Origin of the sequence: Streptomyces sp. AC558_RSS880 (genome assembly GCF_019049255.1) — a bacterium.
Classification (GTDB): domain Bacteria; phylum Actinomycetota; class Actinomycetes; order Streptomycetales; family Streptomycetaceae; genus Streptomyces.
Genome location: NZ_JAGMUJ010000033.1, coordinates 59,769 through 73,440 on the forward strand (window position 1 = coordinate 59,769; position 13,672 = coordinate 73,440).

At 71.2% G+C, this 13,672-nt stretch carries 12 protein-coding genes and 1 riboswitch; of the genes, 3 read left to right on the forward strand and 9 right to left on the reverse strand.

From position 1 onward, the window contains the following. Positions 1–5: 5 nt before the first annotated feature. Positions 6–662 (forward strand): uridine kinase, encoded by a 657-nt coding sequence (locus tag KUM38_RS15425; RefSeq protein ID WP_217129947.1) that lies wholly within the window; start codon positions 6–8, stop codon positions 660–662. A 429-nt stretch (positions 663–1,091) separates the two neighbouring features. Next, complete coding sequence (locus tag KUM38_RS15430; RefSeq protein ID WP_217129948.1) at positions 1,092–2,954, forward strand: AAA family ATPase; 1,863 nt, start codon at positions 1,092–1,094, stop codon at positions 2,952–2,954. A gap of 197 nt (positions 2,955–3,151) precedes the next feature. Here the strand turns inward: KUM38_RS15430 and KUM38_RS15435 are convergent, their stop codons facing one another. The 9 genes from KUM38_RS15435 to KUM38_RS15475 form a co-directional block, all read right to left on the reverse strand. Beyond that, positions 3,152–4,228 (reverse strand): hemolysin family protein, encoded by a 1,077-nt coding sequence (locus KUM38_RS15435; RefSeq protein WP_217129949.1) that lies wholly within the window; start codon positions 4,226–4,228, stop codon positions 3,152–3,154. Beyond that, positions 4,225–5,556: a hemolysin family protein gene (locus tag KUM38_RS15440; RefSeq protein WP_217129950.1), complete on the reverse strand. Its 1,332-nt coding sequence runs from the start codon at positions 5,554–5,556 to the stop codon at positions 4,225–4,227. Before KUM38_RS15440 ends, KUM38_RS15435 begins: the two co-directional genes overlap by 4 nt. A gap of 281 nt (positions 5,557–5,837) precedes the next feature. Next, positions 5,838–6,308: a PH domain-containing protein gene (locus tag KUM38_RS15445; protein ID WP_217129951.1), complete on the reverse strand. Its 471-nt coding sequence runs from the start codon at positions 6,306–6,308 to the stop codon at positions 5,838–5,840. A gap of 19 nt (positions 6,309–6,327) precedes the next feature. Continuing rightward, positions 6,328–7,179 carry an ATP phosphoribosyltransferase gene (gene hisG / locus KUM38_RS15450; protein WP_217129952.1) on the reverse strand — a complete coding sequence of 284 codons (852 nt, stop codon included), beginning with the start codon at positions 7,177–7,179 and terminating at the stop codon, positions 6,328–6,330. A 48-nt stretch (positions 7,180–7,227) separates the two neighbouring features. Beyond that, positions 7,228–7,500 carry a phosphoribosyl-ATP diphosphatase gene (locus tag KUM38_RS15455; RefSeq protein ID WP_029383007.1) on the reverse strand — a complete coding sequence of 91 codons (273 nt, stop codon included), beginning with the start codon at positions 7,498–7,500 and terminating at the stop codon, positions 7,228–7,230. A gap of 34 nt (positions 7,501–7,534) precedes the next feature. After that, positions 7,535–8,020, reverse strand: coding sequence for a 6,7-dimethyl-8-ribityllumazine synthase (gene ribH, locus KUM38_RS15460; RefSeq protein ID WP_217129953.1), 486 nt, complete (start codon positions 8,018–8,020; stop codon positions 7,535–7,537). Between the two features lie 21 nt (positions 8,021–8,041). Further along, complete coding sequence (locus tag KUM38_RS15465; protein ID WP_217129954.1) at positions 8,042–9,331, reverse strand: bifunctional 3,4-dihydroxy-2-butanone-4-phosphate synthase/GTP cyclohydrolase II; 1,290 nt, start codon at positions 9,329–9,331, stop codon at positions 8,042–8,044. Further along, a complete protein-coding gene (locus tag KUM38_RS15470) occupies positions 9,328–9,969 on the reverse strand; it encodes a nicotinamide mononucleotide transporter family protein (protein WP_217129955.1) in 642 nt (213 codons plus the stop codon). Before KUM38_RS15470 ends, KUM38_RS15465 begins: the two co-directional genes overlap by 4 nt. Beyond that, positions 9,966–10,580: a riboflavin synthase gene (locus tag KUM38_RS15475; RefSeq protein ID WP_217129956.1), complete on the reverse strand. Its 615-nt coding sequence runs from the start codon at positions 10,578–10,580 to the stop codon at positions 9,966–9,968. Before KUM38_RS15475 ends, KUM38_RS15470 begins: the two co-directional genes overlap by 4 nt. A gap of 145 nt (positions 10,581–10,725) precedes the next feature. Next, positions 10,726–10,856, reverse strand: a riboswitch (FMN riboswitch). A 220-nt stretch (positions 10,857–11,076) separates the two neighbouring features. On the opposite strand from KUM38_RS15475, the gene KUM38_RS15480 reads away from it, so the two are divergent. Beyond that, entirely contained in the window at positions 11,077–13,410 is a 2,334-nt protein-coding gene (locus KUM38_RS15480; RefSeq protein WP_217129957.1) for a chitinase C-terminal domain-containing protein, read from the forward strand. Positions 13,411–13,672 lie beyond the last annotated feature (262 nt).

Sequence of the window (13,672 nt, forward strand, 5' to 3'; positions counted from 1 at the left end):
CTCCGGTGAGCCCTCCACCTTCCCCGCCCCAGGAACCGGCCCTTCACGCTCTCGCCTCCCGCATCCGCCGGCTCGCCCCCTCGTGCGGCCCGGTCCGGCTCGTCGGTGTCGACGGACACGCCGGCTCGGGGAAGTCGACGTTCGCCGTGCGACTGGCCGGGGCCCTGGACGGCGCTCCGGTGCTGCGGCTCGACGACATCGCCAGCCACACCGAACTGTTCGACTGGACCGGACGGCTGCTGAGCCAGGTGATCGAGCCGCTCGGCCGCGGCGAGACCGCGCACTACTCCCCCTACGACTGGCGGACCCGCCGTTTCGGACCGCCCCGCCCGCTGCCGCCCGCCCCCGTGATCGTCGTGGAGGGCGTCGGCGCGGGACGCCGGGCCCTGCGCCCGCATCTGGCGCTGCTGCTGTGGATGGATCTCCCCCGGGAGGAGTCCTGGTCACGGGGACGGGCCCGCGACGGAGCGGAACAGCGGGGGTTCTGGGACGGCTGGGTCCGCGCGGAGCGCGAGCACTTCACCGGCGATCCCTCACGGCCCTTCGCCGGCCTTCTGGTACGGCAGCGTCCGAAGGGATACGAGCTGCTTCCCGGGCCTGCCGGGGCGGGTGAGCCACCCCCTCCGATCACGCACGGTGATGGGTCATCCGCGTTGTGGTGAACCTGTGAAGAGCGGTCCCGGACAAGTTGCCGAAGTACCCCAACTCGGCTTGACCGGGGGCGCGTACAGGTCTTACGTTCTCAATGTGCGGCTCTTCGGAGCCGCCGGCAGACGCGAAGCCCCCGGTTGTTCCCCCGTGATCGGGGGCTTCGTTCTGCCCTCTTCGCGCTTTTCGGGCGCTCAGCGGCATATGACGATCACCCTGGGTCACCGCGCGTGCTTCGCGCTCCCCCTCCCACCTCGCCCTTCGGCGTGCACGGCACCCTACGGACGTGACGCCGCCGCAGGTACGATGCCCTCGGTGCGACCTACGGACGCTGCTTCGCGCACCTTGCAACTCCGGTCCGCGGCACAGCGGTTCGACCAACGGGAGCCGACGGACGCGGGCCGGCCGGCACACCGACGGGGGCACGGTTCGTGGGGGACGTGATGGACTTCGGCACGCAGGACCCGCAGGCCCCGGCCGATCTCGCCTGGCTGCGGGGTGTGGACGCCTACACGATGGGCGCCTATCCGCAGGCGGAGGAGGAGTTCCGGGCCGCGGTGCGGATCGACCCGGGGATGGCCGACGGCTGGCTGGGGCTGCACGCGCTGCGCGTCGACACGACGACCGCGCTGCTCAGGATGTTCCGGCACCGGGAGCGCTTCGGCGAGCAGCGCACCCGGCACCGCCGCACCCTCAACTCCTGGTACTGGCTGGGCTGGTGGGTGCAGCCGGTGCTGGAGAGCCCCCGCGACCTGCTGCTGGCGCACGCCTCCCACTGGCTGGACGGGCGCCACGTCCCCGAGCTGGACCGGGCGCTCGCCGGACTGCCCCCGGTGGACGCCGATCCGCAGGTCCGCTTCCTGCACGCCTGCCGCGCCTACCTGGTCAAGGACTGGGAGCAGCTGGTCCGGTACACGGACTCCCTCGTCGATGACCCGATGCTGGGCATCGAGGCCGGCCTGTTCGGCGGCATGGCGCGGGTGCGACTGGAGATGTACGGACAGGCCGAACCGCTGCTGTCGGCGGCGCTGATGCGGTGCCGCAGCGAACAGCCGCAGCGCAAGGAGCTGCGCTACTGGCTGGCCCGCGCCCACGAGGGAACCGGCCGCAGCGCCGCCGCGCTCCCCCTGTACCGGGCCGTGCACCGGGTCGATCCGGCCTTCATGGACACCTCCGCCCGGCTCGCCGCGATCGCCGAGGGCGACGGGTACGACGACTCCGCGGATCTCGCCGCGATCACGCTCACCGGGGCCGGGCAGGATGCCGTGGACGGCCCCGACATGCTCGATCCCCTGTTCGGCACCGAGGGGCGTGACCTGCGGCTGCCCGAGCCCGAGCCCGTGCCGGGCCCCCTGCCTCCGGTCACCGCTGCGGGCGTGCGGGAGCGGGCGGGCACCGGGACGTCACCGCTGCCCACCGGCCCCACGGACCCCGCGTTGCTGGAGGAGGCGCTCGCCGAGCTGGAGCGCATGGTGGGCCTGGAGCCGGTGAAGCGCCAGGTCAAGGCGTTGTCGGCGCAGCTGAACATGGCGCGGCTGCGCGCCGGGCAGGGGCTGCCGGTGCAGCCACCGAAACGCCACTTCGTCTTCTCCGGACCGTCCGGGACCGGCAAGACCACGGTGGCCCGCATCCTCGGCCGGGTGTTCTACGCCCTCGGGCTGCTCGGCGGTGACCATCTGGTGGAGGCCCAGCGGGCGGATCTGGTCGGTGAGTATCTGGGGCAGACCGCGGTGAAGGCCAATGAGCTGATCGACTCCGCGCTGGGCGGGGTGCTGTTCGTGGACGAGGCGTACTCCCTGTCCAACTCCGGGTACGGCAAGGGGGACGCGTACGGGGACGAGGCGCTTCAGGTGCTGTTGAAGCGGGCGGAGGACAACCGGGACCATCTGGTGGTGATCCTCGCCGGGTATCCGGAGGGCATGGACCGGCTGCTGGCCGCGAACCCCGGGCTGTCCTCGCGGTTCACCACACGGGTGGACTTCCCCTCGTACCGGCCGCTGGAGCTGACCTCGATCGGTGAGGTGCTGGCGGAGGAGAACGGGGACGTGTGGGACGAGGAGGCGTTGGACGAGCTGCGGTCGATCGCCGGGCACGTGGTGGATCAGGGGTGGATCGACGAGCTGGGGAACGGGCGGTTTCTGCGGACGCTGTACGAGAAGAGCTGTGCGTACCGGGATCTGCGGTTGTCGGTGTACCCGGGGGCGTTGAGCCGGGATGATCTGGCGACGTTGCGGTTGCCGGATCTGATGCAGGCGTACGGCGAGGTTTTGTCGGGGCGGGGGCCGGCGGACCCACCGGGGCTGTGAGGCCCCGGTGGGTGGGGATGGCCCCGCCGGGTGGTTTCCGCTCGCCCCGCTGAAGGGGTGCCGCTGCGCCCACCCGTGCCGCCCTGGGGGCACCTCCCAGGCCTTTAAGGCACTGGGGGAGGCACGACTGCCCGCAGCTGGGGCGGCATGGCTGCCCGCAGCTGAGGCGGCGGCGTGGTTGCCCGCAGCTACAGGAGTTACGTCGCCAGGGCTTCCTCCGGGGTTCCGCTCGCCCTCTGGGGGGTGACCGTCACTTCTCGGTGGGCCGGGTCCCGGACCTCGCCCACCAGGAGTTCCAGGACGTCCTCCAGGGCGACCAGGCCCAGGACCTTGCCGGAGGCGTCGGAGACCTGGGCCAGGTGGGTCGCGGCGCGGCGCATCACCGTGAGGGCGTCGTCCAGGGGGAGTTCGGGGCGGAGGGTCGTCATCGGGCGCCACAGGTGCTGCGGGACGGCACGGTCGGAGTCCTCCAGGTCCAGTACGTCCTTGACGTGCAGGTAGCCCATGAAGGCACCGCTGTCCGCGGCCACCGGGAACCGGGAGTACCCGGTGCGGGCGGTGAGCTCCACGATCTGCCCCGGGGTGACCGCGGGCGTGACCGTCACCAGCGACTCGCGGTCCAGCAGGACGTCCGTCACCGGGCGGGAGCCCAGCTCCAGCGCGTCCTCCAGGCGCTCGGCCTCCTCGGGGTCGAGGAGACCGGCCTGGCCGGCGTCCTCCACCAGCCGGTTGAGCTGTTCGCTGGTGAAGACGGCCTCGACCTCGTCCTTCGGTTCGACGCGGAACAGCCGCAGGACGGCCTGGGCGCAGGCGCCGAGCGCGATCGTGACCGGCTTGCACAGACGGGCGAACCAGACCAGGCCGGGGCTCAGCCACAGCGCGGCCTTCTCGGGGGCCGCCATCGCCAGGTTCTTCGGGACCATCTCGCCGATGACGAGATGGAAGAAGACCACCACGGCGAGCGCGATGACGTAGCCGAGCGGGTGGATCATGCCGTGCGGCAGGTGCATCCACGCGAAGACCGGTTCCAGCAGGTGGGCGACCGTCGGTTCGGCGACGGCGCCCAGGGTCAGCGAGCAGACGGTGATGCCGAACTGGGCCGCCGCCATCATCTGCGGCAGGTGTTCCAGGCCGTACAGCACCTGGCGGGCGCGGGCGGTGCCGAGCGGTTCGATCTGGCTGCGGCGGACCGACACGAGCGCGAACTCGGCGCCGACGAAGAACCCGTTGCCGAGCACGAGCAGCCCGGCGAAGAGGAGTTGCAGCACGCTCATCCGGCCACCTCCACCAGGGGCAGCGGGGCCGTTCTGACCAGGCGGACGCGTTCGGCGCGGTAGTGGCCGACCCGGCGTACCGACAGCCGCCAGCCGGGCAGTTCCGCGCGGTCGCCGACGGCCGGGATCCGGCCGAGCAGATCGGCGACCAGGCCGGCCACCGTCTCGTAGGGGCCTTCGGGCACCTCCAGGCCTATGCGCAGCAGGATGTCGACCCGGACACCGCCGTCGACGTCCCAGGCGGGGTTGCCGTCCTCGGGCGGGGCGGGGGCGAGTTCGGGGACGTCCTGTCCGTCGTGCTCGTCGCGCACCTCGCCGACGATCTCCTCGACGATGTCCTCCAGCGTGACGACGCCGGCCGTGCCGCCGTACTCGTCGACGACGACCGCGATGGGCTGCTCGCTGCGCAGCCGCGTGAGCAGCGGCCGTACGGGCAGGGTCTCGGGGACGAGCAGCGCCGGACGGGCGATGCGGCCCACGGGGGTGCGCAGCCGGTCGTGCACGGACACCGCGAGGGCGTCCTTGAGGTGCACCATGCCGACGATCTCGTCGATGCGCTCCCGGTAGACGGGGAAGCGGGACAGGCCGGTGGCCCGGGTCAGGTTGACCACGTCCTCGGCGGTCGCCGAGGCCTGCAGGGCGCTGACCTTCACGCGTGGCGTCATGACGTGCTGTGCGGTCAGTTCGCCGAGGGACAGGGTGCGGACGAAGAGGTCCGCCGTGTCCTGTTCCAGGGCGCCGGCCCGGGCGGAGTGCCGGGCCAGGGAGACGAGTTCGCCGGGGGTGCGGGCGGAGGCCAGTTCCTCGGCGGGTTCGAGGCCCATGGCCCGCACCAGGCGGTTGGCCACGGCGTTCAGCCCGGCGATGACCGGGCGGAAGAGCCGGGCGAACGCGTGCTGCGGGCCGGCCACGAAGCGTGCGACCTGCAGGGGGCGGGAGACCGCCCAGTTCTTCGGCACGAGTTCGCCGATCACCATCTGCACCGCGGAGGCCAGCAGCATGCCGACGACGACGGAGACGCCGGGGACCGCGCCCTCGGGGATGCCGATGCCGGTGAAGGGGCCGCGCAGCAGTCCGGCGAGCGCCGGCTGGGCCAGCATGCCGACGACGAGGGAGGTGATGGTGATGCCGAGCTGGGTGCCGGAGAGCTGGAAGGAGAGCTCCCTGAGCGACTCGACGACCCGGCGGGCGCGCCGGTCGCCGCCCGCGGCGGCCCGTTCGGCGTCCGGTCGCTCGACGGTGACCAGGCCGAACTCCGCGGCCACGAAGAATCCGTTGGCCAGGATCAGCAGGAATGCGGCTGCGAGGAGCAGCAGGGGGGTGGTCATGATGCCGCCGCCTCCACATGCGCGCGGACCTCGGGGAACGGGTCCGCGCTATGTCGGCAGGGGGCGGCGCAGGTACTACAGGACGATCCGTCCATCGCCGGAGAGGGTCACTCCTCGGGTAGCTGGAGCCCCTGTGCACCGGGCGGGGCGGCAGGGGCACAGGCGCGGTCGTCGCGCCTGTGCCCACCAGATTAATCAAGACATGGGCGACTGCGGCAGGTGGACGTCCCCGGTGCTTCCCGGAGCCCGGCCCCGAACCGTCCCGGAGGGGTGGCCCCGAGTCAGCTCCGGGGTGCCTCGGGCCCGGCCGTGGAACGGGCCTCGACGAGCGCCCGCAGGGCCCGCGCGTCGGCGACGGCCCGCTGTCTGGCGATGCCCGGCTGGATGCCGAGCGCGGGCAGGCTGGTGCCGTCGCTGAGGTCGAGGAAGACCCAGGGATCACCGAGACGGAGGTTCACCTGAAGGATCTCCGCCCATTCCAGGTGGCGCCGGCTCACGATGTTGACGACGGTGACGCCCGTCTCGTCGGCGTCGACCTTCGGCCGGGCCAACAGGAACAGCACGCCGGCCAGCAGCGCGGCGGTGAACACGAAGCTGATCCGCTCCCCCGGGCCGAGCTGGTCCAGCAGCAGCGCGATCAGGGTGATGACCACGAAGAGCGCGGTGCCGGCCGTGAGCAGCACCGCGCGGGTGCGGCCCGGACGGAAGGTGACGGGCAGTTCGGGCAGCCGGCCCGCGGTCGTGTCGGACATGGTGGTGCTCCGGACCCGGTCAGAGGCGGCAGGCGTGGATGGCCGTGGTGAGGATGGCGCGGGCGCCGATGTCGTACAGGTCGTCCATGATCCGCTGTGCCTCCTTGGACGGGACCATCGCGCGGACGGCGACCCAGCCCTCGTTGTGCAGCGGGGACACGGTGGGGGACTCCAGGCCGGGGGTGAGGGCGACGGCCTTCTCGAGCTGCTCCACACGGCAGTCGTAGTCCATCATCACGTACGTCCGGGCGACCAGGACGCCCTGGAGGCGGCGCAGGAACTGCCGCACCTTGGGCTCCTCGCCGTCCGCGCCGGTGCGGCGGATGACGACGGCCTCGGACTTCATGATCGGCTCGCCGACGACCTCCAGGCCGGCGTTGCGCAGCGAGGTGCCCGTCTCGACGACGTCCGCGATGACCTGGGCGACACCGAGCTGGATGGCGGTCTCGACGGCGCCGTCGAGGTGGACGACGGAGGCGTCGATGCCGTTGTCGGCGAGGTGCCTGGCGACGATGCCCTCGTAGGAGGTGGCGACCGTCTTGCCCTTCAGGTCCGCCAGGTCGTCGCCGACGGTGCCCGGCTTGGTGGCGAAACGGAAGGTGGAGCGGGCGAAGCCCAGCGGCAGGATCTCCTCGGCGTCGGCACCGGAGTCGATCAGCAGGTCACGGCCGGTGATGCCGATGTCGAGCTGCCCCGAGGCGACGTAGATGGCGATGTCGCGGGGACGGAGGTAGAAGAACTCGACGTCGTTCCCCGGGTCGACGATCCGCAGCTCCTTCGACTCGCGGCGCTGCTGGTAGCCGGCCTCATGCAGCATCTCCGCCGCAGGGCCGGACAGTGAACCCTTGTTGGGGACGGCGATGCGCAGCATGAGGTCGGCTTCCTTCGTGTGGGAGGGGTGGGTCGCGAACGTCGGTTCTTACAGGTGGGCGTAGACGTCGTCGAGGGAGATGCCGCGGGCGACCATCATCACCTGGACGTGGTAGAGCAGCTGCGAGATCTCCTCGGCGGCCGCCTCCTTGCCCTCGTACTCGGCGGCCATCCAGACCTCGGCGGCCTCCTCGACGACCTTCTTGCCGATGGCATGGACCCCCTTGTCCACCAGCTCGGCGGTGCGGGAGGTGGCGGGGTCGCCGTGGGCGGCCTTCTGCTGGAGCTCGGTGAAGAGCTCCTCGAACGTCTTCTTGGACATGGTGGTCCTTACCCTACGCGGTGACGGGGCCTGCTCACCGCCAGGGTTCGGATACTGAACGCAGGCAGGCCGCGGTCGCCACCGCCGCGGTGACCGCCTCGTGCCCCTTGTCCTCGCTGGAGCCGGGCAGTCCGGCGCGGTCGAGGGCCTGCTCCTCGTTGTCACAGGTGAGCAGGCCGAAGCCGACGGGGACGCCGGTGTCGACCGAGACCTGGGTGAGGCCCTGGGTGACGCCCTGGCACACGTAGTCGAAGTGGGGCGTGCCGCCCCGGATGACGACGCCGAGGGCGACGACCGCGTCGTAGCCGCGGCCGGCCAGGACCTTGGCGACGACCGGGAGTTCCCAGCTGCCCGGAACCCGGAGCAGGGTCGGCTCGTCGATGCCGAGGTCGTGCAGGGCGCGCAGGGCGCCGTCCACCAGTCCGTCCATCACCTTCTCGTGCCACTGCGCCGCGATGACGGCGACCCGCAGGTCCCCCACGTCGCGTACGGACAGTTCCGGTGCACCCTTGCCGCTCACGTCTCTCCTCGGTGGTTCTCGTTACTGGTTGCCGCAGGCGGGCACGGTCGGCGTGTCCAGCCAGGGCAGGTCGTGGCCCATCCGGTCCCGCTTGGTGCGCAGGTAGCGGAGGTTGTGCTCGCCCGCGGTGACGGGCATCGGCTCGCGCGCGGTGACCTCGATGCCGTGACGGGCGAGCGCGTCGGACTTGTCGGGGTTGTTGGTCATCAGGCGGACGCTGCGGACGCCGAGGTCGGCGAGGATCTGCGCGCCGGCGCCGTAGTCGCGGGCGTCAGCGGGCAGGCCGAGTTCGAGGTTGGCGTCGAGGGTGTCCCGGCCGCGCTCCTGGAGTTCGTAGGCGCGCAGCTTGGACATCAGGCCGATGCCGCGTCCCTCGTGGCCGCGCAGGTAGACGACCACGCCCCGGTCCTCGGCCTGGATGCGGTCCAGGGAGGCGTCGAGCTGGGGGCCGCAGTCGCAGCGCCGGGAGCCGAAGACGTCACCGGTGAGGCATTCGGAGTGGACGCGGACGAGGACGTCCTCGCCGTCGCCGATGTCGCCGTGGACGAGGGCGACGTGTTCGACGCCGTCGACGGTGGAGCGGTAGCCGTACGCGGTGAAGGTGCCGTGCGAGGTGGGCAGACGGACCTCGGCCTCGCGACGGACGGTGGGTTCGGCGGAGCGGCGGTAGGCGATCAGGTCCTCGATGGAGATGATCGTCAGGCCGTGCTTGCGGGCGAACGGGATCAGCTCGGGCAGCCGGAGCATGGTGCCGTCCTCGCCGGCGATCTCGACGATGGCGCCGGCCGGGCGCAGACCGGCGAGGCGGGCGAGGTCGACGGCGGCCTCGGTGTGCCCGTTGCGCACGAGCACGCCGCCCTCGCGGGCGCGCAGCGGGAAGATGTGGCCGGGGCGGACGAAGTCGTCGGCCTGCGCGGTGCCGCTCGCCAGCAGTTGGAGCGTGGTCGCGCGGTCCGCGGCGGAGATGCCGGTGGTCACGCCGTGGGCGCCCGAGCCGTCCACGGTGACGGTGAACGCGGTCCGCATGGACTCGGTGTTGTTCTCCACCATCAGCGGGATGCCGAGCCGGTCCAGTTCACCGCCCTCCATGGGGGCGCAGATCAGGCCGCGGCACTCGCTCATCATGAAGGCGACGATCTCGGGGGTGGCCTTCTCGGCGGCGATGACGAGGTCGCCCTCGTTCTCGCGGTCCTCGTCGTCGACGACCACGACCGGGCGGCCGGCCGCGATGTCGGCGATCGCCTGTTCGACCGGGTCGAGCGTGAGATCCTCGTAGCCGTCGGTGCTGTACAGAACGGGTGCCGCGCTCATGCCGGCGCTCCTTCCAGGGCGGGCCGCGCGTCGCGGGAGCGCAGCCACCAGTCGCGCAGGCCCCACAGGACCAGTGCGCCGTAGATGACGTAGACGAAGCCGGAGAAGGCGAAGCCGTTGGCGAAGTTCAGGGGGACGCCGACGAGGTCGACGAGCAGCCAGGCGAACCAGAACTCGACCATGCCGCGGGCCTGCGCGTACATGGCGACGATGGTGCCGACGAAGATGTAGGCGTCCGGCCAGGGGTCCCAGGACAGGGACGGGTAGGCGGTGAACAGTCCGCCGACGGCGAGGGTGCCGACGGCCGCGGCGCCCACGAGGAGAACTCGTTCGAGGTTGGTCGCGAACCGTACGGCGATGGAGCCGTCCTGCGCCTGCCGCCGGCCGCGGTTCCACTGCCAGAAGCCCCAGGCGGCGACCAGCATGACGACGATCTGCTTGCCGGCGCTGCCCGAGAGGTGGGCGGTGGCGAAGGCCGTGAAGAGGATCAGGCCGGAGACGAACTGGGCGGGCCAGGTCCACAGGGAGCGGCGCCAACCGAGGGCGAGGGCGATCAGACCGACCACGTTGCCGATCATGTCCGACCACTTGATGTGCTGGTCGAAGAGGGTGAAGGCCTCGGAGTTGAGCCAGTTCACCGGGCCGCCCCCTCACCGGTGACGCGGTCGCCGAGCATCCGCTCGACGTACTTGGCGATGACGTCCACCTCGAGGTTGACCGGGTCGCCGGGCTGCTTGAGACCCAGGGTCGTCAGGGCGAGGGTGGTGGGGATCAGGCTGACGGTGAAGAAGTCGGGCCCGGCGTCGACGACGGTGAGGCTGATGCCGTCGACGGTGATGGAGCCCTTCTCCACGACGTAGCGGGAGAGGCCGGCGGGGAGGGAGATCTTCACGATCTCCCAGTTCTCCGACGGCTCGCGCCCGAGGATCTCGCCGGTTCCGTCGACGTGCCCCTGGACGATGTGGCCGCCGAGGCGGGAGCCGACGGCCGTGGGGCGTTCGAGGTTGACGCGGGAGCCGACGGCGAGGACGCCGAGGCTGGAGCGCTTCAGGGTCTCCGCCATGACGTCGGCGGTGAACTCGTCGCCCTCGTGCTCGACGACCGTGAGGCAGACGCCGTTGACGGCGATGGAGTCGCCGTGCTTCGCGCCTTCGGTGACGACGGGGCCGCGCAGCCGGAAGCGACAGGCGTCGTCGAGGGTTTCGACGGCGGTGATCTCGCCCAGCTCTTCGACGATTCCGGTGAACACTTCCCGGGTCCTCCTGCCTCTTCGGGCACGGACTCCGGGGCTGCCGATGACGGCGGAAATCGCGGACGAGGACACCGGGAGCGACGCCGGACAGGGCTCGCCCGGACGGCGAACCGGTACGGCGGCGCGCATGGATGCCCGCCCGCCGCGCACTGCCTCCCATCCGGACTTTAACCGTCGGTCCAGGAATTTCACCTGGTCAACCGGCCGCTGGAGGCGACCGGGTCGCGGACTGTAACCGCCGGTTCGGACTTTCACCGACCCCGGAGTGCGCTGCTACTGGTACAGGGCCAGTGTGCCACGACCGACCACCGTCCATGCGGGCGAGGGGTGTGGAGTGCCTCACAGGAAGTGACACGGGGACTGCCGAGGGTCGCACGAGGAACGACCCCCCGCCGCGACGCTCCTGACGGTCCACCGAATTGGTCCATACCTATTGACGCTGTGGTCTAGTCCTCTTAGGGTCCGAGCCAACTTCCGTGGAGAGGAACCCACTGTGCCGTCCCCCTCACGCCCCGGAGCGAGACCCGCGCTGCTCGCCTCCGCCGCCGCCGTCACCGGCCTGTTGTTCGCCGCCCTCCCGGCCACCGTCTCGCACGCCGCCGACCAGGAGTCCTGCCGTCCCGACGGGCTGTACTCGACGCCGGGCGTCGACGTCCCGTACTGCTCGGTCTACGACTCGGCCGGCCGGGAGAAGATGGGCGCCGACCACCAGCGCCGGGTGATCGGCTACTTCACCGGCTGGCGCACCGGCAAGGACGGAAAGCCCGCCTATCTGGCGTCCGACATCCCGTGGGACAAGATCACCCACATCAACTACGCGTTCGCGCACGTCGACAAGGGCAACAAGCTCTCCGTCGGCTCGGACGGCGCCACCAACCCGGCGACGGGCATGACGTGGCCGGGGGTGGCCGGCGCGGAGATGGACCCGCGGCTTCCCTACAAGGGCCACTTCAACCTGCTCAACAAGTTCAAGAAGCAGCACCCCGACGTCAAGACGCTGATCTCGGTGGGCGGTTGGGCCGAGACCGGCGGCTACTTCGACGACAGCGGCGCCCGTGTGAACTCCGGCGGCTTCTACTCGATGGCCACCAACGCCGACGGCTCGGTCAACCAGGCCGGCATCGACACCTTCGCCGACTCCGCGGTCGACTTCATCCGGACGTACGGCTTCAACGGCGTCGACATCGACTACGAGTACCCGACGACGATGAAGGACGCGGGCAACCCGCTCGACTGGCCCTTCGCCAACGCCCGCCGGGCCGGACTGGTCAAGGGCTACGCGGCGCTGATGAAGACGCTGCGCGAGAAGCTGGACCGGGCCGGAGCCGCCGACGGCAGGCACTACATGCTCACCGTGGCCGCCCCCTCGTCCGGCTATCTGCTGCGCGGCATGGAGACCTTCCAGGTCCAGAAGTACCTGGACTACGTCAACATCATGTCGTACGACCTGCACGGCGCCTGGAACGAGTACGTCGGCCCGAACGCCTCCCTGTTCGACGACGGCAAGGACGCCGAGCTGGCCGCCGCGAACGTCTACGGCAGCGCCCAGTACGGCGGCATCGGTTACCTCAACACCGACTGGGCCTACCACTACTTCCGCGGCTCCATGCCGGCCGGCCGGATCAACATCGGGCTGCCGTACTACACGCGCGGCCACAAGAACGTCCAGGGCGGAACCGACGGTCTGTGGGGCAGGGCCGCCGCGTCCTCCTGTCCGGCGGGCTCCGGCCTGACCAAGTGCGGTGACGGCGCCGTCGGCATCGACAACCTCTGGCACGACCTCGACACCGACGGCAAGGAGTCCCCCGCGGGTTCCAACCCGATGTGGCACGCCAAGAACCTCGAGAAGGGCATCGTCGGCGACTACGTCACCGACTACGGCTTCCCGGCGGACACGAAGCTGACCGGGACGTACGCCCGCAAGTACGACTCCACGCTGGTCGCCCCCTGGCTGTGGAACGCCGAGAAGAAGGTCTTCCTCTCCACCGAGGACGAGCAGTCGGTCGCCGCCAAGGCCGACTACGTCGCGGACCGCGGCATCGGCGGCACGATGATCTGGGAGCTGGCCGGCGACTACGCCTGGAACGCCGCCAAGGGCCAGTACGAGACGGGCGACACGCTCACCTCCCTGATGTACGAGAAGTTCAAGTCGGCCGCGCCGTACGGCGCGAGGAAGTCGAACGCGGACCTGCCGGCGGAGGCCGTGAACGTGGACGTGGAGTTCACGGACTTCAAGCTGGGCGACTCCAACTACCCGATCACGCCCAAGCTGCGGATCACGAACCACACGAAGACCGCGCTGCCGGGCGGCACGGAGTTCCAGTTCGACTACGCGACCGCGGCCCCCGGGAACGCCTCCGACCAGTCCGGCTTCGGTACCAAGGTCATCAGCAGCGACCACACGGGCGGCAACGTGGGCGGTCTGAAGGGCGACTTCCACCGGGTGTCGCTGAAGCTGCCGGCGTGGCAGTCGCTGGCGCCGGGGGCGACCGTGGACCTGTCGTTCAACTACTACCTGCCGGTGTCGACCCCGTCGAACTGGACGGTGACGATCGGCGGCAGGAAGTACGCCCTCGCCGCGGACCTGGCGCGCGGGACGACCGTCGTCGAGCCGGGCGGCGGCACGACGCCGACGGACCCGCCGACGACTCCGCCCGGTGAGCCCGGCGACTGCGCGGACCCGGCGTGGAACGCCTCGGCCGCGTACGGCGGGGGCAGCGTGGTCTCCCACGAGGGCCGCGTCTGGAAGGCGCAGTGGTGGACGCGGGGCGAGGAGCCCGGCACCACCGGCGAATGGGGGGTCTGGCGGGACCAGGGAGCCTGCTGACCCTCCCGAAGAACCGGCCCGGCGGCGGTGACGACGGCCCTTGCCCGCCGCCGGGCCTCACCACACACGGATGCGTCCGGTGCCGGCCCCGGAGAAGCCGGACTCCGTACGGGGCGGGTCCCGGGACCGATGTCACGTCCGGCGGTGACCGATCCGTCCCGGCCGACGCGGGGCGTTCCGCCGGGGAGCGCCGGGTGTCCGAACGAGCGGTCGGCAGGGGCGCGTTCGACGAGTACCCGACGAAGCGGTTCGGAACCGGCGC